Source organism: Burkholderia sp. 9775_39 (assembly GCF_015712225.1).
Taxonomy (GTDB): Bacteria; Pseudomonadota; Gammaproteobacteria; order Burkholderiales; family Burkholderiaceae; genus Burkholderia; species Burkholderia cenocepacia.
This window is the reverse complement of the sequence record NZ_JACCQC010000004.1, coordinates 275,640-296,130: the sequence shown is the minus strand read 5'-3', so window position 1 is coordinate 296,130 and position 20,491 is coordinate 275,640. Positions and strand designations below refer to the sequence as shown.

At 67.8% G+C, this 20,491-nt stretch carries 19 protein-coding genes and 1 other RNA gene; 9 read left to right on the top strand and 11 right to left on the bottom strand.

Annotation, left to right across the window (positions count from 1 at the left end; all coding sequences use genetic code 11):
- Window positions 1-70: 70 nt before the first annotated feature.
- Entirely contained in the window at window positions 71-925 is an 855-nt protein-coding gene (locus H0X90_RS08185) for an endonuclease/exonuclease/phosphatase family protein (RefSeq protein WP_006496409.1), read from the top strand.
- 30 nt (window positions 926-955) lie between these two features.
- Here the strand turns inward: H0X90_RS08185 and H0X90_RS08180 are convergent, their stop codons facing one another.
- The 10 genes from H0X90_RS08180 to ffs form a co-directional block, all read right to left on the bottom strand.
- Window positions 956-1,732: a 3'-5' exonuclease gene (locus H0X90_RS08180; protein WP_006484453.1), complete on the bottom strand. Its 777-nt coding sequence runs from the start codon at window positions 1,730-1,732 to the stop codon at window positions 956-958.
- 3 nt (window positions 1,733-1,735) lie between these two features.
- On the bottom strand, window positions 1,736-2,824 hold the full coding sequence (gene rpoS, locus H0X90_RS08175) for an RNA polymerase sigma factor RpoS (RefSeq protein WP_006484452.1): 1,089 nt from the start codon (window positions 2,822-2,824) through the stop codon (window positions 1,736-1,738).
- An 11-nt stretch (window positions 2,825-2,835) separates the two neighbouring features.
- Window positions 2,836-3,726, bottom strand: coding sequence for a peptidoglycan DD-metalloendopeptidase family protein (locus tag H0X90_RS08170; RefSeq protein WP_034195698.1), 891 nt, complete (start codon window positions 3,724-3,726; stop codon window positions 2,836-2,838).
- A 5-nt stretch (window positions 3,727-3,731) separates the two neighbouring features.
- Window positions 3,732-4,664: a protein-L-isoaspartate(D-aspartate) O-methyltransferase gene (locus H0X90_RS08165; protein WP_006482129.1), complete on the bottom strand. Its 933-nt coding sequence runs from the start codon at window positions 4,662-4,664 to the stop codon at window positions 3,732-3,734.
- Window positions 4,661-5,422: a 5'/3'-nucleotidase SurE gene (gene surE, locus H0X90_RS08160; RefSeq protein WP_006482126.1), complete on the bottom strand. Its 762-nt coding sequence runs from the start codon at window positions 5,420-5,422 to the stop codon at window positions 4,661-4,663. Before surE ends, H0X90_RS08165 begins: the two co-directional genes overlap by 4 nt.
- 220 nt (window positions 5,423-5,642) lie before the next feature.
- Window positions 5,643-6,848: a CaiB/BaiF CoA-transferase family protein gene (locus H0X90_RS08155; RefSeq protein WP_006482127.1), complete on the bottom strand. Its 1,206-nt coding sequence runs from the start codon at window positions 6,846-6,848 to the stop codon at window positions 5,643-5,645.
- Between the two features lie 48 nt (window positions 6,849-6,896).
- Window positions 6,897-7,493 (bottom strand): recombination mediator RecR, encoded by a 597-nt coding sequence (gene recR, locus H0X90_RS08150; RefSeq protein ID WP_006478665.1) that lies wholly within the window; start codon window positions 7,491-7,493, stop codon window positions 6,897-6,899.
- A gap of 31 nt (window positions 7,494-7,524) precedes the next feature.
- A complete protein-coding gene (locus tag H0X90_RS08145; RefSeq protein ID WP_006482124.1) occupies window positions 7,525-7,851 on the bottom strand; it encodes a YbaB/EbfC family nucleoid-associated protein in 327 nt (108 codons plus the stop codon).
- A 95-nt stretch (window positions 7,852-7,946) separates the two neighbouring features.
- Window positions 7,947-10,310, bottom strand: a complete 2,364-nt coding sequence (locus H0X90_RS08140; RefSeq protein WP_077190646.1) for a DNA polymerase III subunit gamma/tau — start codon at window positions 10,308-10,310, stop codon at window positions 7,947-7,949.
- A 127-nt stretch (window positions 10,311-10,437) separates the two neighbouring features.
- Window positions 10,438-10,536: signal recognition particle sRNA small type (gene ffs / locus H0X90_RS08135), an RNA gene on the bottom strand.
- A 391-nt stretch (window positions 10,537-10,927) separates the two neighbouring features.
- Between ffs and trxA the strand changes: the two genes are divergently transcribed.
- The 8 genes from trxA to H0X90_RS08095 all read left to right on the top strand — a co-directional run bounded on the left by trxA (window position 10,928) and on the right by H0X90_RS08095 (window position 19,520).
- Window positions 10,928-11,254 carry a thioredoxin TrxA gene (gene trxA / locus H0X90_RS08130; RefSeq protein WP_006402348.1) on the top strand — a complete coding sequence of 109 codons (327 nt, stop codon included), beginning with the start codon at window positions 10,928-10,930 and terminating at the stop codon, window positions 11,252-11,254.
- Window positions 11,255-11,449: 195 nt separating this feature from the next.
- Window positions 11,450-12,712 carry a transcription termination factor Rho gene (gene rho, locus H0X90_RS08125; protein WP_006478662.1) on the top strand — a complete coding sequence of 421 codons (1,263 nt, stop codon included), beginning with the start codon at window positions 11,450-11,452 and terminating at the stop codon, window positions 12,710-12,712.
- Between the two features lie 129 nt (window positions 12,713-12,841).
- On the top strand, window positions 12,842-13,342 hold the full coding sequence (locus H0X90_RS08120) for a MerR family transcriptional regulator (RefSeq protein ID WP_006485074.1): 501 nt from the start codon (window positions 12,842-12,844) through the stop codon (window positions 13,340-13,342).
- Complete coding sequence (locus tag H0X90_RS08115; protein WP_077190647.1) at window positions 13,339-14,895, top strand: MFS transporter; 1,557 nt, start codon at window positions 13,339-13,341, stop codon at window positions 14,893-14,895. The genes H0X90_RS08120 and H0X90_RS08115 overlap by 4 nt, the downstream gene beginning before the upstream one ends.
- A gap of 38 nt (window positions 14,896-14,933) precedes the next feature.
- Window positions 14,934-15,767 carry a zinc-dependent peptidase gene (locus tag H0X90_RS08110; protein WP_006496402.1) on the top strand — a complete coding sequence of 278 codons (834 nt, stop codon included), beginning with the start codon at window positions 14,934-14,936 and terminating at the stop codon, window positions 15,765-15,767.
- A 156-nt stretch (window positions 15,768-15,923) separates the two neighbouring features.
- Entirely contained in the window at window positions 15,924-16,184 is a 261-nt protein-coding gene (locus H0X90_RS08105) for a type B 50S ribosomal protein L31 (RefSeq protein ID WP_006485080.1), read from the top strand.
- 220 nt (window positions 16,185-16,404) lie between these two features.
- A complete protein-coding gene (locus H0X90_RS08100) occupies window positions 16,405-18,162 on the top strand; it encodes a glycosyltransferase family 39 protein (protein ID WP_034178645.1) in 1,758 nt (585 codons plus the stop codon).
- A 2-nt stretch (window positions 18,163-18,164) separates the two neighbouring features.
- On the top strand, window positions 18,165-19,520 hold the full coding sequence (locus H0X90_RS08095; RefSeq protein WP_059720647.1) for an MATE family efflux transporter: 1,356 nt from the start codon (window positions 18,165-18,167) through the stop codon (window positions 19,518-19,520).
- A gap of 4 nt (window positions 19,521-19,524) precedes the next feature.
- Here H0X90_RS08095 and lipA read toward each other — a convergent pair whose 3' ends face one another.
- Window positions 19,525-20,490, bottom strand: a complete 966-nt coding sequence (gene lipA, locus H0X90_RS08090) for a lipoyl synthase (RefSeq protein WP_060211294.1) — start codon at window positions 20,488-20,490, stop codon at window positions 19,525-19,527.
- Window position 20,491: the final 1 nt, after the last annotated feature.

Below are 20,491 nucleotides of genomic sequence, written 5' to 3'. Positions count from 1 at the left end.
CGGCCGCAAATCAGCCGGGGCAACGCCCGAGGCCCAAGGCCCGACATTTCGCCCGACAGGAGATTCGACCATGCGATTGATCGACTGGAACATCCAATGGGGTCGGGACGCGGACGGCGTCGTCGATCTTCCCCGCACCGTCGCGGCCATTCGCGAGCTCGGCGATTTCGACGTGCTGTGCCTGCAGGAAGTCACGCGCGGCTTCGACGCACTGCCCGGCCGGCCGGGCCCCGACCAGTTCGCCGAACTCGCCGCGCTGCTGCCCGGCTATGCGGTCGTCGACGCGATCGGCGCCGACCTGCCGGCCATCCGGCCGGGCGCACCGCGCCGCCAGTTCGGCAACGCCATCGCGACAAGGCTGCCGGTCGGGCGCGTGCTGCGCCAGTCGCTGCCGTGGCCGGCCGACGCCGGCGCGCCGTCGATGCCGCGCGTCGCGCTCGACATCGAGTTGCAGGCGCCGTTCGGGCCGTTGCGCGTGGTCACCACGCATCTGGAGTATTACTCGGCGCGCCAGCGGCTCGCGCAGGTCGACGCGCTGCGCGACCGGCATCGCGAGGCCTGTGCGCACGCGACCCATCCGGCCCGCGCCGAAACCGCCGAGGGGCCGTTCAGCGCGACCGGACAGCCACGCGATGCGATCGTCTGCGGCGATTTCAACAGTGCATTCGGCAGCGACGCATACCGGCGCTTCCTGGCGCCGCTTGCCGACGCGCCGGATTTCATCGACGCGTGGGTTGCGCGGCACCCCGGCCGCACGCCGCCGCCGACGGCCGGCGTCTACGATACGGTGCAATGGTCGGACGGGCCGCTCGCGTGCGATTTCGTGTTCGTGACCGACACGCTGTTGCCGCGCGTCACCCGCTGCGAGATCGACGATTACGTGCGCGCGTCCGATCACCAGCCGGTGCTGCTCGACCTCGGCTGATCGGGCCGGCCGCGGCGCGGCCTGTCCGCGCTACGCGTCGAAGCCGGCCAGGTATTCGACCCAGTGTGGCGCCGGTTCCAGCGCAAGCGCGTTCTTCACGAGCAGGATCTCGTCCGCGTACTCGCTCGGCGTCAGGCCGCCGCGCATCAACTGGAACCGGCAATACAGCAGGTAGGTATTGACGACGTCGGTTTCGCAGTAGTTGCGGATTTCCTCGATTCGCCCGTCCTGGAACGCCGGCCATACCTGGCTGCCGTCCATCCCGAGCTTGCCCGGAAAGCCGCACAGCTTCGCGAGCGCGTCGAGCGGCGCATTGGCGCGCGCCTGATACATCGCGAGCACGTCCATCAGGTCGGTATGCCGCGAGTGATAGCGCGAGATGTAGTTGTTCCACTTGAACTCGCGGTCGTCCTCGCCGAGATCCCAGTAGCGGGTGGCGGGAATGCCGTGCACGAGCGCGCGGTAATGGAGCACCGGCAGATCGAAGCCACCGCCGTTCCACGACACGAGCTGCGGCGTGTATTTCTCGATTACACGGTAGAACGACTGGATCAGCGTGGCTTCGTTGTCCTGCGGCGTGCCGAGCGAGCGCACGCGAAAACCGTTGTTGTCGCGGAACACGCACGAAATCGCCGCGATCCGCTGCAGGTGATGCGGCAGGAAATCACTGCCGGTCTTCTCGCGGCGTGCGGCGAATGCATGCTCGGCCACCGCGGCATCGTCGAGCGTCGCGGGCAGGTCTTCCAGACGGCGAATGCCGTCGACATCGGGAATCGTCTCGATGTCAAAAACGAGAATCGGAGTCATCAGTTACAGAACGGCGTCCTTGCGCACGCCGTTGGAGGCAAAGAACCGCTTGAGGCGCACCAGCGCTTCCTGCTGGATCTGCCGCACGCGCTCGCGCGTGAGCCCCATCTCGTCGGCGAGCTCCTCGAGCGTCGCCGGTTCGATGTGGTTCAGGCCGAAGCGGCGCTCGATCACGTGCCGGTGCTTGTCGGACAGCCGCGACAGCCACGCGCGCGTCAGCGTTTCGAGCTCGCGGTGCTGCACCTCGGCGTCGGGCGACTGGCTCTGGTCGTCGGGCAGCAGGTCGAGCAGGCTGCTCGCGGGATCGAGGTCGAGCGGCGCGTCGAGCGACGCCGTGTGTTCGTTGAGCGCGAGGATATCGGTGACTTCCTCGGCGGTCTTGCCGGTGAGATAGGCGATGTCGTCGATGCTGGCTTCACGGCGTTCGGCCGCCTCGCCCGTCGACATCGAATTCTTTTCGAGGTGGCGCTTCGCGCGCAGCACCTGGTTCAGTTCGCGGATCACGTGCACGGGCAGGCGCACCGTGCGGGCCTGGTTCATGATCGCCCGCTCGATGCTCTGCCGGATCCACCACGTCGCGTAGGTCGAGAAGCGAAAACCGCGCGTCGGGTCGAATTTCTCGATCGCGTGCATCAGGCCGAGGTTGCCTTCCTCGATCAGGTCGAGCAGCGGCACGCCGCGGTTCAGGTACCCCTTCGCGATACTGACGACGAGACGCAGGTTGCGCTCGATCATCACCTGCCGCGCCTCGAATTCGCCGGCCTTCGCAAGACGCGAATAGCGCTGCTCTTCCTCGACGGTCAGCAGCGGCTTCACGCTGATGCGGTTCAGGTAATGCTGGATCGTGTCGGCCGTGAGTTCGGCCTGCAGCAGCGTGCGGAAATCGTCGACGTCGGGCGCGGCTTCCTGACGGCCTTCGCGCTCGTCGTCGCCACCTTCGGCCTCGGCGTCGCGTGCCTCGAGATCACGTTCGTTTTCCGCGACGTCGTCTTCGTCGTCCGTCGAAGCACCCACTCGCCCCACCGATGCTTGCGTGGCACGACTGATCTTCTCAGACTCGGCTTGCGGCTCGTGGCGCTTCGATTTCGGCATGGTCGTCTCGGTTATTGAGGCGGCAAATACTTCAGCGGATCGACAGGCTTACCCTGCCGGCGAACCTCGAAATGCAGCATCACGCGGTCGGCATCGCTGTTACCCATCTCGGCGATCTTCTGCCCCTTCGTTACCGCGTCCCCCTCTTTTACCATCAAAGCGCGATTGTGTGCATACGCCGTGAGGTAAGTTGCATCGTGCTTGATGATAATGAGGTTGCCGTAACCACGCAGACCGTTGCCGGAGTAAACGACGCGGCCGTCCGCCGCCGCCTTCACGGCCTCGCCGGCCGTCCCGCCGATATTGACACCCTTGTTCTTCGCGTCGTCGAACCCGTTCAGCACGGGGCCGCGCGCGGGCCACGCGAACGTCACGGGGCCGCTCGGCGCCGCGGCCGTATCGCTCGACCCGGTTGCCGCAGCCGGCGGCGTGGCGGCCAGCGCCGACGACGTGCCGGCAGCCGGCGCGGCCGGACCGCTGCTCAGCGGTGCCGTCGCGACCGCGCCACCGACGATCGGCGCGGCGGCCGGCGCACCCGCGACCGCGGCGCCGCCCGGCGGCGCCACGCGCAGCAGCTGGTCGACTTCGATCTGGTTCGGGTTCGCCAGGTTGTTCCACGACGCGATGTCGCGATAGTTCTGCCCGTTCTCGAGCGCAATCCGGTACAGCGTGTCGCCCGGCTTCACACGATAGAAGCCAGGCGGCGGCGGGCCGAGCGGCACCGCGGGCTGCGCGGTGGCGGTCGTGCCGAGCGACCCGGAGCGGTCGACGACGGGCGCGTTGTCGAGCCGCGTCGCACAGGCGGCCAGTAGCGTGGAGAACGCAGCCACACAGATCGCGCGCTGGGCGAGCGTGAGCGGTTCCCGGGATCGGTTGTTTTGCATCGCGCGCAACATACTCATCGGTTTCAAATCACTCCGGATTTTAAAGGGACAAAGAAAACGCGATCAAGCCGGGACTCTCGCCATTGCGCGTGCGCGACGCGCTCGACGAGCGTGAGCACCTGGTGCTGCCCGCTCTGCGCGCCGACCGGCGCGACGAGCCGCCCGCCGATCGCGAGCTGCTCGAGCAGCGCCTGCGGCACGTCGAGCCCCGCCGCCGCGATCACGATCGCGTCGAACGGGGCCGCGGACGGCAGGCCGACACGCCCGTCGCCATAGTGCAGACGGATGTTCGGCACGCGCAGCGGCCGCAGGTTCAGCTTCGCGCGCTCATACAGCGGCTTGATGCGTTCAATCGAATACACGTCGCGTGCCACGTGGCTCAGCACGGCGGCTTGATAGCCGCAGCCCGTGCCGATCTCGAGCACGCGCTCGAGTGTGCGGCCGGCCATCGCGAGCTCGATCATGCGCGCGACGACCGACGGCTTTGAAATGGTTTGCTGATGGCCGATCGGCAGCGCCGAATCCTCGTAGGCCTGCGTCGCGAGCCCCGGATCCACGAACAGGTGGCGCGGCACCGCGGCCATCGCGTCCAGCACGCGCGTATCGGTCACGCCGTTCGCGCGCAGGCGTTCGACCATCCGCTCGCGCACACGTTCCGACGTGAGGGCGAACGCGCCGGCCGGCGCGATCGTGGGCGCAGCCGGCTTCGGCAGCGCTGGCTTGAGCACGGTCGGCTTCGGTGCGGTCGCCGGTTTCGCGGCGCCGATACCCGGCAGCGGCGCCCGCACGGCGGCCGGCTTCACCGCAACCGGTTTCAGCACGGCTGCGGGTTTGTCGGCGGCCTTCGGCACCGCGCCCGCCGCCTGGCGTTCACCGGCCCGACCGTCCGACTTGCGTGGCGCTCGCTTGAGATCTTCGAGCGCGAGCGGGAACCGCTTCGCGCGCTCGCCGCTCATGAAGCCCGCCCTCCGGCGCGCACCCATTCGCGCGTCGCGGGCAGCATCTGCGTATGCGTGAGATCGAGCTGCAGCGGCGTGATCGACACGAAACCGTTTGCGACGGCGTGAAAATCGGTGCCCTCGCTGGCGTCCAGCGCGTCGCCCGCGGCACCGATCCAGTAGATCGGCTCGCCGCGCGGGTCGGTCTGGCGGATCACCGGCTGCGACGGATGACGCTTGCCGAGGCGCGTAACCTTCCAGCCCTTCAGCTCGTCGTACGGCAGGTTCGGAATATTGACGTTCAGCAGCGGGTTGCCCGGCAGCGGGTGCGCGAGGTAATGCGCGACGATTTCCGCGGCGACGCGCGCGGCGTCCGGCAGCTGGGCCCAGCCCTTGTCGACCAGCGAGAACGCAATCGCCGGCACACCGAACATGATGCCCTCGGTGGCGGCTGCAACTGTCCCCGAATAGAGCGTGTCTTCGCCCATGTTCTGGCCGTTGTTGATGCCGGATACGACGATGTCGGGCCTCTCATCGGCCATCCCCGTCAGCGCGACGTGCACCGAATCGGTCGGCGTGCCGTTCACGTAGAAGAAACCCGTACCCGCTGCGCGCTGCACCGACAGCGGCCGCGACAACGTGAGGGAGTTCGACGCGCCGCTGCAGTTCTGCTCGGGCGCGATCACCGTGAGCTCGGCCAGCGGCTGCAGCGCTTCGCTGAGCGCGGCGAGACCGGGGGCGAGATAGCCGTCGTCGTTGCTGAGTAGGATTCGCATCCGGCGATTGTAACCGAGGAAAGATGGCGCGAGAGCGACAGTCCGGCGGCGCGGACGGGTGGGTATACGCATGGGCGCACGATGCGCCGCCGCATCGTGCGGCGGCATTCCATGCGCCGGGGAAAACACCGGGTCGCCGGGGTTTTTCGCCCCGACGAACGACTCGTCGGAAAAGGCGTCCGTCGGGCGGCCCGGCGCAAGGCGCCAGGCCGCGGGGCACTCAGATCGCGCCCGCCTCGCGCAGCGCGGCAATCGCCTGCGCGTCGTAGCCGAGGCCGCGCAGCACCTCGTCGGTGTGCTCGCCGAGCTCGGGCCCGAGCCAGCGCGTTTCGCCCGGCGTGTCCGACAGCTTCGGCGTGATGTTCGGCAGCGGAATGTCGGTGCCGTCGGCCAGCTTGAAACGCTGGATCATCTGGCGCGCGACGAATTGCGGATCGGTAAACATGTCGGCGGCGCTGTAGATGCGCCCGGCCGGCACGTCGGCCGCATTCAGCACGGCGAGCGCCTCTTCGATCGTGCGCGGCGCGAGCCACGCGGCGATCGCGTCGTCGATTTCCTGCGTGCGCGGCACGCGCCCGTCGTTTTGCGCGAGCGCGGGATCGTCGGCGAGGTCGTCGCGCTCGATCGCCTTCATCAGCCGCTTGAAGATCGGATCGCTGTTGCCGCCGATCACGATGCTGCCGTCGCGGCATGCATACGTATTCGACGGCACGATACCCGGCAGCGACGCGCCGGTGCGCTCGCGCACCATCCCGTACACGCCGTACTCGGGCACCACGCTTTCCATCATGTTGAAGACGGCTTCATACAGTGCAACGTCGACCACCTGCCCCGCGCCGCCGTTGACCTTGCGGTGATGGAGCGCCATCAGCGCGCCGATCACGCCGTGCAGCGCGGCGATCGAGTCGCCGATCGAGATGCCGATGCGCGGCGGCGGCAGATCCGGATAGCCGGTGATGTGGCGCAGCCCGCCCATCGATTCGGCGATCGCGCCGAAGCCGGGCCGGTCGCGGTACGGGCCCGTCTGCCCGTAGCCGGACAGGCGCACCATCACGAGGCCCGGATTGTCGGCCGACAGCACGTCGTAGCCGAGCCCGAGCTTTTCGAGCAGGCCCGGGCGGAAGTTCTCGATCACGATGTCGGCCTCGCTTGCGAGCTGCCGCGCGATCGCCTTGCCGGCGTCGGCCTTCAGGTTCAGCGTGACCGATTTCTTGTTGCGCGCCTGCACGGACCACCACAGCGACGTGCCGCCCTGCTCCGGATGGAGCTTGCGCCACTTGCGCAGCGGGTCACCGCCGTTCGGATCCTCGATCTTGATCACTTCCGCGCCGAATTCGGCGAACAGCCGCGACGCGAACGGCCCCGCGATCAGCGTTCCGAATTCGAGCACTTTGACGCCCGCGAGCGGGCCCTGGCTGGTGCTCATGTGTCTCCCTGGCATGAGGAACGGCGCCGCCCGCAGGCGGCGCCCGGCTTACATCGTGCGGCGGTCGAGCATCGCGCGGGCGATGGTGCCCGCGTCGACGTACTCGAGCTCGCCGCCCACCGGCACGCCGCGCGCGAGGCGCGTGACCGCCAGCCCGCGCGCCTTGAGCGTCTGGCCGAGGTAGTGGGCGGTGGCTTCGCCTTCGTTCGTGAAGTTGGTCGCGAGCACGACTTCCTTGACGACGCCGTCAGACGCGCGCCGCACGAGGCGGTCGAAATGAATTTCCTTCGGGCCGATCCCGTCGAGCGGGCTCAATCGCCCCATCAGCACGAAATACAACCCGCGGTAGGTCATCGTCTGCTCGAGCATGATCTGGTCGGCAGGCGTCTCGACGACGCACAGCAGCGTCGGATCACGCTCCTCGTCGCTGCAGACCTCGCAGATCTGCGCTTCGGTGAACGTGTTGCACTTCTCACAGTGCTGCAGGTGCTCGGTCGCGAACAGCAGCGACCGGCCGAGCCGCTCCGCGCCCTCGCGGTCGTGCTGCATCAGGTGAACCGCCATGCGCTGCGCGGATTTCGGCCCGACGCCGGGCAGCACGCGCAACGCTTCGACGAGGGCGGACAGGGCGGACGGCTGTTTCATACGGCGGCAAACAGTGGCAAGGACGCCGCGCTCAGAACGGCAGCTTGAAGCCCGGGGGCAGCGGCAGGCCCGAGGTCATGCCGCTCATCTTTTCCTGCGACGTGGCTTCGGCCTTGCGCACCGCGTCGTTGAACGCAGCGGCGACGAGATCCTCGAGCATGTCCTTGTCGTCCGCGAGCAGGCTCGGGTCGATCGACACGCGGCGCACTTCGTTGCGGCACGTCATCGTCACCTTGACGAGGCCGGCGCCCGACTGCCCTTCGACTTCGATGAGCGCAAGCTGCTCCTGCATCTTCTTCATGTTTTCCTGCATTTGCTGCGCTTGCTTCATCAGTCCGGCGAGGTTGCCTTTCAACATGGGAATACTCCTTCTTGATCGTGTGAAAACCGGCACGCGGCGCGTGCCGGCCAATGTGTGCGGGGCGTGATTGTGCCTGTCGCGGGGCGCTCAGTTCAATGCAGCGTCGGCGGCGCGCCGTCCGGCGCCGAATCGGCGAGCGGGCGCACCGACCCTTCGACGATGCGTGCACCGAACTCGCGCACGAGCTGCTGGACGAACGGATCGCCGTGAATCTCCTGTTCGGCTTCGCGCTGGCGCGCCGCGCGCGCGGCCGCATCGAGCGCCGCCGCAGTGCGCCGCGCGGGCCCGACCTCGACGGTCACCTCGACCGGCTTGCCGAGCGCATCGGCCAGTGCGGCCTTCAGCTTCGCCACCTGTGCGGCGTCCGCATACTGCGGCACCGGCACGGACAATTTCAATGCGGTTGCATCGACGGCCGTCAGCTCGCTGTTGAACGCGAGCTGGTACGCGACACCCTTCAGCGGCAACCGCGCGGCCAGCGCCGGCCATTCGCCGTCGAAACCGATCGGATCGAGCGCGATCGCGGGCGGCAGCGGGCGCGTGTCGATCGGCGCGGCCGGACGCGCGTCCGCCGGCTTCGGCGTCACGCGCACGTCGTCGGGACCGCTGTCGAACACCGGCACGAAGCCGTCGTCGGACCCGCCGAACATTTCGTCGGCGCTGAGCGGCACGTAGTCGTCGGGCGGGATGTCTTCCCACGGCGGCGACGGCTGGCGCGAATCGGCTGCTTGCGGCGCACGGGCGGCAGCACGCGGCGTCGGCACCTGGACGGCCGGACGCGGCGCGACCGGCTTTTCAGCAGCCGGCTGGGCCGCAGCCGGCTTGGCGGCAGCGCCTGCGCGTCCGCGGTCCGACGACACGCGCATCCCCGCATTGCGCAGCACGTCGAGTGCGGCGGCGGCACCGCCCGCGCGCGCCGCCGGCCGTGCGGCGGCCAGCTCGGGCGATGCGACGCGCGGCGCCGGTTCCGCCTGCGGAGCCGGTTCGTCGTTTCGCTGCACGACGGCAACGGCGGGCGGCTCGGGTTCCTTGCGCGCGGGAGGCGGCGTGTCGCCGGCGGGCGCTGCCTTCGTTTCCGGCTGAGGAGGCTCGACAGCTTGCACGTCAGCCGCGACCGGTTCCGGCGCTGCTTCTGCCGGTGACTGAACGGCAGCCGGCTTGGCGGCCGGCCGTTCGGCTTCATCGCTCGATTGCACCGGCGCCGAACGGGCGACCGGCGCAGCCGGCGTCGCGGCTGGCGGGCGCGCTGCGCTTGCCGGCGCGGCCGATACCGGCTTCGCCGCGGCGGCGGCCGGTGCCGCCGTAGCACGCGGGGCCGGCACCGCACGCGGCGGCACGGACGGCTGACCGCCCGGTGCGCTGCCGGCGCCGACGGCCGGCTCGAACGCGAGCATCCGCAGCAGCGTCATCGTGAAACCGGCGTATTCGTCCGGCGCCAGGCCGAGTTCGGCGCGCCCGACCGTCGCGATCTGATAGAACAACTGCACCTGCTCGGGGCTCAGCGTCTCAGCAAACCGGCGCAGGTCGGCCGCTTCCGGCCATTCGTCGAGCACCGAGCCCGGCGCGAACTGCGCCCACGCGATCCGGTGCAGCAGGCTCGCGAGATCCTGCAGCGCGGTCGAGAACGACAGGCTGCGCAGCGACATCTCGTCGGCAATCGCGAGGATTTCCGGGCCGTTGCCGGCGGCGAGCGCGTCGAGCAGGCGCACCATGTAGGTCTGGTCGAGCGCGCCGAGCATGCCCGACACCGCCGACTCGGTCACCTCGTTCGCCGAATAGGCGATCGCCTGGTCGGTCAGCGACAGCGCGTCGCGCATGCTGCCCTGCGCGGCCCGCGCGAGCAGGCGCAGCGCCTGCGGCTCGAACGTGATCCGTTCTTCGCCGAGGATCCGCTCGAGATGCGACACGATGTGCCCGGCCGGCATCTGCTTCAGGTTGAACTGCAGACAGCGCGACAGCACGGTGACGGGGATTTTCTGCGGATCGGTCGTCGCGAGGATGAACTTGACGTGCGGCGGCGGCTCTTCCAGCGTCTTCAGCATCGCGTTGAACGCGTGATTCGTCAGCATGTGCACTTCGTCGATCATGTAGACCTTGAAGCGCGCGTCGACGGGCGCGTACACCGCGCGCTCGAGCAGCGCGGCCATTTCGTCGACGCCGCGGTTGCTCGCCGCGTCCATCTCGACGTAATCGACGAAACGGCCCTCGTCGATCTCGCGACACGCGCGACACACGCCGCACGGCTGCGACGTGACGCCGGTTTCACAGTTGAGCGCCTTCGCGAAGATCCGCGACAGCGTCGTCTTGCCGACACCGCGGGTTCCGGTAAACAGATAGGCGTGATGGAGACGCCCGCCGTCGAGCGCGTGCGTGAGCGCCCTGACGACGTGCTCCTGGCCGACGAGCGAAGCGAAATCCTTCGGACGCCACTTCCGTGCGAGAACTTGATAGGTCATCGGGAAATTGTATCAGTAACGCTGCGTCGCGCCGACACGCGAAGCGGTGCGGAACACGGGCAAGGTGGAGGTCGAACGGAGTGTGACGCAGAAATAAAAAACGCCCTGCGAACGGGGCGAGAAGGAAGGTGACGAGCCCAACCCTCGGCACTGGCGGAAAACGATTGTGGCTGCTTCGTTCCCGACCTGACCAGGTTCACCGCCCCACCATGCGAGGAGGCCCGTCACGGCATATTCTATCACCGCTTCCGGACGAATGCGACCGTTTGTTCGCATCAAAGCGAATATCGCCGGGCAAACCCGCGCATCGCCCGTTCGCGCGCACCGCATGCGGCCCACCCCCTTGTAATTTGCGGACCGGCCTCCACCTGCGTGGCACGACGGTCGAACGTCGCGTCGTACCCCTACTCGCGTAGCGGCTACTATCGCCGCCCGCAGCAGATAGCAATTTAGGCTAATATGACGCCCGAACGACCCGCGAGCCGCGGCATGCAGCGCTTACGCCCCCTCCCTTTCGGAAGGCGGAGTGACCTGCCGCAGCGGCCGGCAGCCTACGGCGGCCGGTACGCCGCAACGCGCAAGCAGGCAGTCCCCGAACCGTAAGAGGTATTGACCCAATGAGCGAACAGATCAAACACATCAGCGACGCATCGTTCGAACAGGACGTCGTCAAGTCCGACAAGCCCGTACTCGTCGATTTCTGGGCCGAATGGTGCGGCCCGTGCAAGATGATCGCCCCGATCCTCGACGAAGTCGCGAAGGACTACGGCGACAAGCTGCAGATCGCGAAGATCAACGTCGACGACAACCAGGCCACGCCCGCGAAGTTCGGCGTGCGCGGCATCCCGACGCTGATTCTGTTCAAGAACGGCGCGGCCGCCGCGCAGAAGGTCGGCGCGCTGTCGAAGTCGCAGCTCACCGCCTTCCTGGACAGCCACCTGTAATACCGGCAGTTCCACGGACGTGTTGTCAGTCGGCAACACGTCCGTCGTCAAGCCGCCGATCGCTCGCTCAAGCGCGAATCGGCCTATGCTAGAATTAAAAAACGTCGACAAGACGCATTTAAGTCTCTGAGCGCCTCCGCTCGCCCTCCTCCCTTATTTTCTTTCGTCGCTTCTCCTCCCTGGCGGGTTCTCCGTATGCATTTATCCGAGCTCAAGTCTCTGCACGTGTCCGAACTGATCGAAATGGCCAACGGCCTGGAGATCGAAAACGCGAACCGCCTGCGCAAGCAGGAGTTGATGTTTGCCATTCTCAAAAAGCGCGCCAAGACGGGAGAGACGATCTTCGGCGACGGTACGCTCGAAGTGCTGCCGGACGGCTTCGGCTTCCTGCGCTCGCCGGAAATGTCGTACCTCGCGAGCACCGACGACATCTACATCAGCCCGTCGCAGATCCGCCGCTTCAACCTGCACACCGGCGACACCATCGAAGGTGAAGTCCGCACGCCGAAGGACGGCGAGCGCTACTTCGCGCTGGTGAAGGTCGACAAAGTCAACGGGCAGCCGCCCGAGGCCTCGAAACACAAGATCATGTTCGAGAACCTCACGCCGCTGCACCCGAACAAGCCGCTGTCGCTCGAACGCGAAATGCGCGGCGAGGAAAACGTCACGGGCCGCATCATCGACATGATCGCGCCGATCGGCAAGGGCCAGCGCGGCCTGCTCGTCGCGTCGCCGAAGTCCGGCAAGACCGTGATGCTCCAGCACATCGCGCATGCGATCAAGCAGAACCACCCGGACGTGATCCTGTTCGTGCTGCTGATCGACGAGCGCCCGGAAGAAGTGACCGAAATGCAGCGCTCGGTCGCCGGCGAAGTGATCGCGTCGACGTTCGACGAACCGGCCACGCGCCACGTGCAGGTCGCCGAAATGGTGATCGAGAAGGCCAAGCGCCTCGTCGAAATGAAGCACGACGTCGTGATTCTGCTCGACTCGATCACGCGTCTCGCGCGTGCGTACAACACCGTGATCCCGGCATCGGGCAAGGTGCTGACGGGCGGTGTCGACGCGAACGCGCTGCAGCGTCCGAAGCGCTTCTTCGGCGCGGCGCGCAACATCGAGGAAGGCGGTTCGCTGACGATCATCGGCACCGCGCTGATCGAAACCGGCAGCCGCATGGACGACGTGATCTACGAAGAGTTCAAGGGCACCGGCAACATGGAAGTGCACCTCGAGCGCCGTCTCGCGGAAAAGCGCGTGTATCCGTCGATCAACCTGAACAAGTCGGGCACGCGTCGCGAGGAAATGCTGATCAAGCCCGAGATCCTTCAGAAGATCTGGGTGCTGCGCAAGTTCATCCACGACATGGACGAAGTCGAGGCAATGGAATTCCTGCTGGACAAGATCCGCCAGACGAAGAGTAACTCCGAGTTCTTCGACCTGATGCGCCGCGGCGGCTGATCGCCCCCGCCCCGCGACACGGCCGCCCGCGCATCCTGCCCGGCGGCCGTTTTTTCGGCCCCAACCTGAACGTGAACGTACAGGTTGATCTATAATCGCGTCATTGCCCCGCCGAATCCCCGATACCCGATGCCGACCGACGCCTCCACCCCGCTATTGACCGTCAGCGACGCCGCGTCGCGGCTCGGCGTCACGCCGCGCACGCTCAAATATTACGAAGAGCGCGGCCTCGTCACGCCGTCGCGCAGCGAAGGCCGCTACCGTCTCTACGACGAAGCCGACCTCGAGCGTTTCGCGCGCATCCTGCGGCTGCGCGCGCTGGGCTTCTCGCTGCACGGCATCACCGAAATGCTGAAGCGTCCGCTGGAAGAAACGGGCGACGGCCGGCGCCGCTATTCGGATGCGTCGCTGCGCGACATCCGCGCCGGCCTCGCCGAGCAGATCGACACGCTCGACCGGCGGATCGCGGCCGTCCAGCGCGAACTGAAGGAAGCCGTCGCGCTGCGCAAGGAGTTGCAGCACGACATCGACTACGTCGAGCGGCGCCTCGCCGGTGAAAACGCCGATGAACTGATCGCGCAGCGGCGGGCCGAAATCGGCGCGCGGCGCGCCCGCAAGGACCGCGAATGAACGCCGTGCCGGGCCGGCCGCCGCTATGGAGCCGCGCGAACCTGCGCGCGGACCTGTTTCCATGGGCGCTCGCGCTCGTCACCGGCATCGACTACTTCGACAACGCCGTCTTCTCGTTCTTCGCGAGCTACATCGCGGGCGGCATCAACGCGTCGCCCGACGAACTCGTGTGGTCGTCGAGCGCCTACGCGGTCACGGCCGTGCTCGGCATCCTGCAGCAGCAATGGTGGGTCGACCGGCTCGGCCATCGCCGCTACGTCGCGGGCTGCATGCTGATGTTCTCGCTCGGCGCGATCGCGGCGGCGCTGGCCGACACGTCGCTGGAGCTCGCGTTCGCGCGCGGCTTCCAGGGCTATTTCATCGGCCCGATGATGGGCGCGTGCCGGATCCTGATCCAGATCAGCTTCAAGCCGCAGGAGCGGCCGCCCGCGACACGCGCGTTCCTGATCATGATCCTGCTCGGCAGCGCGCTCGCGCCGATCGTCGGCGGGCTGCTGGTCGCGCATTCGACGTGGCGCGCCCTGTTCGCGTGCACGGCGCCGGCCGGCATCGCGTTCGCCATCCTCGCGTTGCTCACGCTGCCCGATTCGGGCCGCACGCCGGACGACGAGCGCGGCTCCGGACACTTCTGGCCGTACGTCGTGTTCGCGCTCGCGCAAGGGGCGCTGCAGATCGTGCTGCAGCAGGTGCATTACCAGCTCTACAGCGGCTCGCCGATGCTGATCATGCTGACGCTTGCCGGGCTCGGCGCGCTCGCGTGGTTCGCGTATCACCAGTGGAACCATCCGACGCCGCTCGTGCGGCTGCATGCGTTCCGCGAGCGCACTTTTCAGGTCGGGCTGCTGCTCTACATGTTCTATTACTACGAGACGACGGGCTTCAGTTACCTGACGTCGCGATTTCTCGAGGGCGGGCTCGGCTATCCGGTCGAGAATGCCGGGCGCCTGGTCGGCACGATGTCGCTGATCTCCGCCACCGCGCTGTTCGCGTACCTGCGCTACGCGAAATTCGTCACGCACAAGAAGTGGTTCGTCGTGCCCGGGTTCGCGATCGCCGTCACGGCCGCGCTGTGGATGACGCGGATGACGCCGCAGGTCGGCGAAGCCGCGCTGATCGTCCCGCTGCTGCTGCGCGGATTGCTGCTGCTGTTCATCGTGCTGCCGGTCGCGAACCTCACGTTCCGGATCTTCGCGATCGACGAATACACGCACGGCTACCGGCTGAAGAACATCGTGCGGCAACTGACGATCTCGTTCGCGACGTCGTCGGTGATCATCGTCGAGCAGCATCGCGTCGCCGTGCACCAGACGCGGCTCGTCGAGCGCGCGAACCTGTTCGACCCGCTGTTCCAGCAGACCGTCGACGCGCTGACGCGCAGCTACGCGGCAGCCGGCCACGCGCTGAACGACGCGCATGGCCTCGCGATCGCGTCGATCGCGCGAATGGTCGCGCAACAGGCGTCGTTCCTCGCGTCGCTCGACGGCTTTTACTTCCTCGCGGGCGTGGCGCTCGTCGGCGGCCTCTTCGCGGCATGGCAAAAACAGATCGATTGAGTTAAAAGACAGGCTTTGGATTTTCGTCCGCAGCCTCCATGCTTTCGAAACTGACCCGCTGGTTCGACGACCGCCGCCGCGACCGCGCGCTGCGCAGCCATCCGATTCCCGATCCGCTGTGGCAGGAAACGGTCGAACGCCTGCCGTTCCTCGCCGCCCTGCCGCCCGACGCGCTCGGGCGGCTGCGCGAGCTGACGAGCCTGTTCGTCGCGAAAAAATCGTTTTCGACCGCGCACGGGCTCGAACTGACCGACGCGATGATCGTCGCGATCGCCGCGCAGGCCTGCCTGCCGGTGCTGAATCTGGACCTGTCGCTGTACGACGGCTGGGTCGGCGTCGTCGTGTACCCGGGCGAATTCGTGATCCGCAAGACCGTGCAGGACGAGGACGGCGTCGTCCACGAAGTCGAGCAGGATGCGAGCGGCGAGGCCTGGGAAGGCGGCCCGGTGATCCTGTCGTGGGAAGACGCGCAGATGACGGACGGCCGGGACGCGTACAACGTCGTGATCCACGAGTTCGCGCACAAGATCGACATGGTCAACGGCGCGGCCGACGGCTATCCGCCCCTGTTTCGCCGCTGGCATGCGCCGCACCTCGACGCGCAGGCGTGGGCCGACGTGTTCGAACATGCGTACGACCAGTTCTGCGCGCGCGTCGACGCGGTGCCGGATCGCGCATGGGCGCGCTTCGAGCGGGATTCGCTGATCGATCCCTATGCGGCCGATCACCCGTCGGAATTCTTCGCGGTATGCAGCGAGGCGCTGTTCGTGCGACCGAAAGCGTTCGAGTCCGAATTTCCGGAGCTGTACCGGCTCCTCGCGCGCTACTACCGACAGGATCCGGCCGGCACCGGCGCGCTCGACGCACCGTGAAAATTATTCGTCAACCGTCTGATTTTCTGGCATAATCGCCGTTTTTCGACCTTAGGCAAGTGGCTCGCGCCGGGCTTGACGTCAGCCGAATCGCTCCATCGGGGCGGCTCGACACGGCAAGCGGCGGGTTGGCTACCGCTATCACCAAGGAAAATCATGAAACCTGGCATTCACCCGGACTACCGCGAAGTCGTCTTCCAAGACATGTCGAACGGCTTCAAGTTCATCACGCGCTCGACGATCCAGACGCGCGAAAACATCGAACTCGACGGCAAGACCTACCCGCTCGCCAAGATCGAAGTGTCGTCGGAATCGCACTCGTTCTACACGGGTCAGCAAAAGATCATGGACACGGCAGGCCGTGTCGAGAAGTTCAAGAACAAGTTCGGCGTACGCGCCAACGGCAAGGCGAAGTAAGCTTCGTACCGTATCCGGTGGTTGCAACGTACCGGTATCGCACAAAAGGGCAGCCCAGGCTGCCCTTTTTTGTCTCTGCTCGCCCGACGACGCGCCGCCCGGCGCCCGGGCAACGACCTGACGCACAACAGCGGGCGCGACTACAATGCCGGATGCTCGAAACCGGCTCGACCGCGCGCAACCGCGCTGGCCGCCCGCCCATAACAAATCGCTCATCTGCATGAAGCCTGTCGTCCGTCTCACCGCCTCCGCCACGCGTGCGCTGCCGCGCTGGCTGCTGCTCACGCTCTGCCTCGTCTACGCGGCGTTCGGCCTGTTCGGCCGCGACCCGTGGAAAAACGAGGACGCGGCAGGCTTCGGCGTGATGTGGACGATGGCCAAGGGCGGCTGGCACGACTGGCTGCTGCCGAACCTGGTCGGCAAGTTCATCACGACCGACGGGCCGCTCGGCTACTGGCTCGGCGCGCTGTCGATCCGCGGCCTCGGCCCGTGGGTCGACGCGAGCAACGCGTCGCGCGTCGCGACCGGCGTGCTGTTCTGCGTCGCATGCGCGTTCGTCTGGTATGCGGCCTACCTGCTCGGCCGGCGCGCCGAGGTCCAACCGTTCAAGTACGCGTTCGGCGGCGAGCCCGAGCCGCGCGACTACGGCCGCACGCTCGCGGACGGTGCGCTGCTGGTGCTCGTCGCCTGCTTCGGCCTCGCGGAACGCGGGCACGAAACGACGCCGCAGCTCGCGCAGTTCGCGTGGATCGCGATGCTCGTGTACGGGATCGTGCGCGGCATCGACAAGCCGCTGCAGGGCGCCCTGTGGTGGGGCCTCGCGATCGGCCTCGTCGCGCTGTCCGGCAACCCGGTGCTGGTCGTCGCGCTGCTCGCGGGCACGGCCGCGCTGTGGCTCGTCACGCCCGAGATGCGCAACCTGCACCTGCCGCTGCTCGGCGTGCCGCTCGCGGCCGCGATCTTCGCGCTGTGGCCGCTCGCCGCCATCGTCGCGGCGCCCGACGACGCCGCGTGGTTCTTCAACCAGTGGATCCACGGCAGCCTGATGCGCTTTTCGGGCCCGCCGACGGCCGTGCTCGGCTATGCGGCGAAAAACCTGCCGCTGTTCACGTGGCCCGCGTGGCCGCTCGCGATCTGGGCGTGGTGGAGCTGGGCCGGCATGCGCCGTCGCGCGCACATCGCGATTCCGCTGTCGGTCGCCGTGCCGCTCGTCGCGCTCGTGATCCTGCAAAGCCAGCAGTCGAACCGCATGTACATGCTGCTGCTGCCGCCGCTCGCGGTGCTCGCGACGTTCGCGCTGCCGACCCTCAAGCGCGGCGCGATCAACGCGATCGATTGGTTCGCGGTGCTGAGCTTCACGATCCTCGGCACCTTCGTGTGGCTCGTGTGGCTCGCGTCGCTCACCGGCTTCCCGCATCCGCTCGCGCGCAACCTCGCGCGCCTCGTGCCCGGCTACGAGCCGCATTTCAAGATCCTGTCGTTCATCTGCGCGGTGATCGTCACCGTGTGCTGGTGCTTCCTCGTGCGCTGGCGTGTGTCGCGCCAGCCGAAGGTGCTGTGGCGCAGCGTCGTGCTGTCGAGCGCGGGCACCACGTTGATGTGGGTGCTGCTGATGACGCTGTGGCTGCCGATCGTCAACTACGGCCGGACCTATCGCGATGTCGCGCAACAGATCGCCGTGCACCTGCCGTCCGACTACGAGTGCATCTCGCCCGTGCGGCTCGGCGACGCGCAGATCGCGACCTTCGCGTACTTCGGCGACATGCACTTCGATTTCTCCGGCGACTGCGACGTGATCCTGCGCCAGGACCGCGCCGACTTCGGCGAGCCGAGCGCGATGTCGCAATACGTGTGGCGTCTCGTCTGGGAAGGCCGGCGCGTCGCCGACCGCGACGAGCGCTTCCGCCTGTACGAGCGCATCGAACGGCCGAAAGCGCCCGTCAAGCGGCGTCCGCCGCGCCGCCCGACGGCCGATTGACGATGCTCGGCGACATCCGCCGGATCGTCGGTCTCGCGTGGCCGGTGCTGGTCGGCCAGCTCGCGATCATCGCGTTCGGCGTGATCGACACCGCGATGGTCGGCCGCTACTCGGCCGTCGATCTCGCCGCGCTCGGGCTCGGCTCGTCGATCTACGTATCGATCTACATCGGCCTGACGGGCATCCTGTCCGCGCTGCAGCCGATCACCGGGCAACTGTACGGCGCGCGGCGTTATGCGGAGATCGGCGAGGAAGTGCGCCAGGCGCTGTGGCTCGCGCTGCTGCTCGCGATTCCCGGCTTCCTGCTGCTGCATTTTCCCGAGCCGCTGCTGCGCGTCGCGCATGCGCCCGCCGCGCTGCACGACCGCACCGTCGACTACCTGCGCATCCTGTCGTACGGGCTGCCCGCCAGCCTCGTATTCCGCATCTACAACGCGCTGACCAACGCGGCCGGCAAGCCGCGGCTCGCGATGATCCTGCAGATCGGCGCGCTGCTGCTCAAGTTCCCGCTGAACGTGTGGTTCATCTTCGGCGGCTTCGGCGTACCGGCGCTCGGTGGCCCCGGCTGCGGGCTGGCCAGCACGCTGATCAACTGGGCGCTCGCGCTGATCGGCTACACGCTGCTCGCGAAGCTCGACGTGTTCGCGCCGCTCGCGATCTTCTCGCGCTTCTGCTGGCCCGTCTGGGAACGCCAGAAGGCGATCCTGAAGCTCGGCGTGCCGATGGGCCTGTCGTACCTGATCGAGGTCACGTCGTACACGTGCATGGCGCTGTTCATCGCGCAGTTCGGCACGACGACGCTCGCCGGCCACCAGATCGCCGGCAACATCGGCGCCGTGCTGTACATGACGCCGCTGTCGATCGGCGTGGCGGCGTCGACGCTGGTCGCGCGCGCGCTCGGCGCCGGACGCGCCGAGGAAGCCCGGCTGCTCGGCCGACACAGCGTGATCTTCGCGTGCGGCGTGGCGGCCGCCTACGGCCTGCTCGTGTTCGCGCTGCGCCCGCTCATCATCGGCGGCTACACGCCGAACCCCGCCGTCGCCGCGGCCGCGATGCCGCTCGTCGCGATCGTCGCGTGCTATCACGTGTTCGATGCGCTGCAGGTCACGTCGGCGTTCGTGCTGCGCGCGTACAAGGTGGCGGTCGTGCCGACCGTGATCTATGCGGTCGCGCTGTGGGGCGTCGGACTCAGCGGCGGCTACGTGCTCGGCTTCGACGTCGGCGGCATCGCACCCGCATGGCTGACCGGCGCGCGCGGCTTCTGGTTCGCGAACACGGTCAGCCTGATGCTGGCGGGCGCGGGGCTCGTGCTGTACCTGCGCCGCATCGGTCGCGCGCACGCCACCGCGGCTGCGTGATGCGCTACGCGTCCTCCAGCACGTCAGCCGCGTGATATGACGAGCGCACGAGCGGGCCGGCGACGACTTCCCTGAAACCGAGCGCAAGCGCCTCGTCGTGCCACGCGGCGAACGCCTCCGGGCTCACGTAGCGCCGCACCGGCAAATGATGCGCGGACGGCGCGAGATACTGGCCGAGTGTCAGCACGTCGACCTCGTGCGCGCGCAGGTCGCGCAGCGTGTCGCGCACCTCGTCGTCGCGCTCGCCCAGCCCGAGCATCAACCCCGATTTCGTCACGAGCGTCGGCCGCGCGGCCTTCGCCTGCGCGAGCAGCTCGAGCGAGCCGCGATAGTCGGCGCCCGGCCGCGCCGCCCGGTACAGCGACGGCACCGTCTCGATGTTGTGGTTGAACACGTCGGGCCACGCCGACGACAGCGCGTCGAGCGCGCGGACCGCGCGGCCGCGAAAGTCCGGCGTCAGCACCTCGACCCCGATGCCCGGCACGCTCGCGCGCACCGCCGCGATGCACGCGGCGAAATGCGCGGCGCCGCCGTCGCGCAGATCGTCGCGGTCGACCGACGTGATCACGACGTAGCGCAACCCGAGCGCCGCGGCCGCGTCGGCCAGCCGCGCCGGCTCGTCGGGATCGAGCGGTTCGGGACGGCCGTGCGCGACATCGCAGAACGGGCAACGCCGCGTACACAGCCCGCCCATGATCATGAAAGTCGCGGTGCGCTGCGCGAAGCATTCGCCGATGTTCGGACACATTGCCTCCTCGCAGACGGAATGCAGCCGATGCTCGCGCAGCACGGCGGCCATGTCGGCCACCGCCGCGCTCATCATCGGCCGCGCGCGCAGCCACGGCGGCTTCGGCAGCGCCGTGCCGGCCGCCGGCTCGACGCGCACCGGAATGCGCGCGAGCTTGTCGCGACTTCTGGCGCCGGGCTGGCCGAGCGCCGTGAGGCTGGGTCGTTCGAGCGCGGCGGCCATC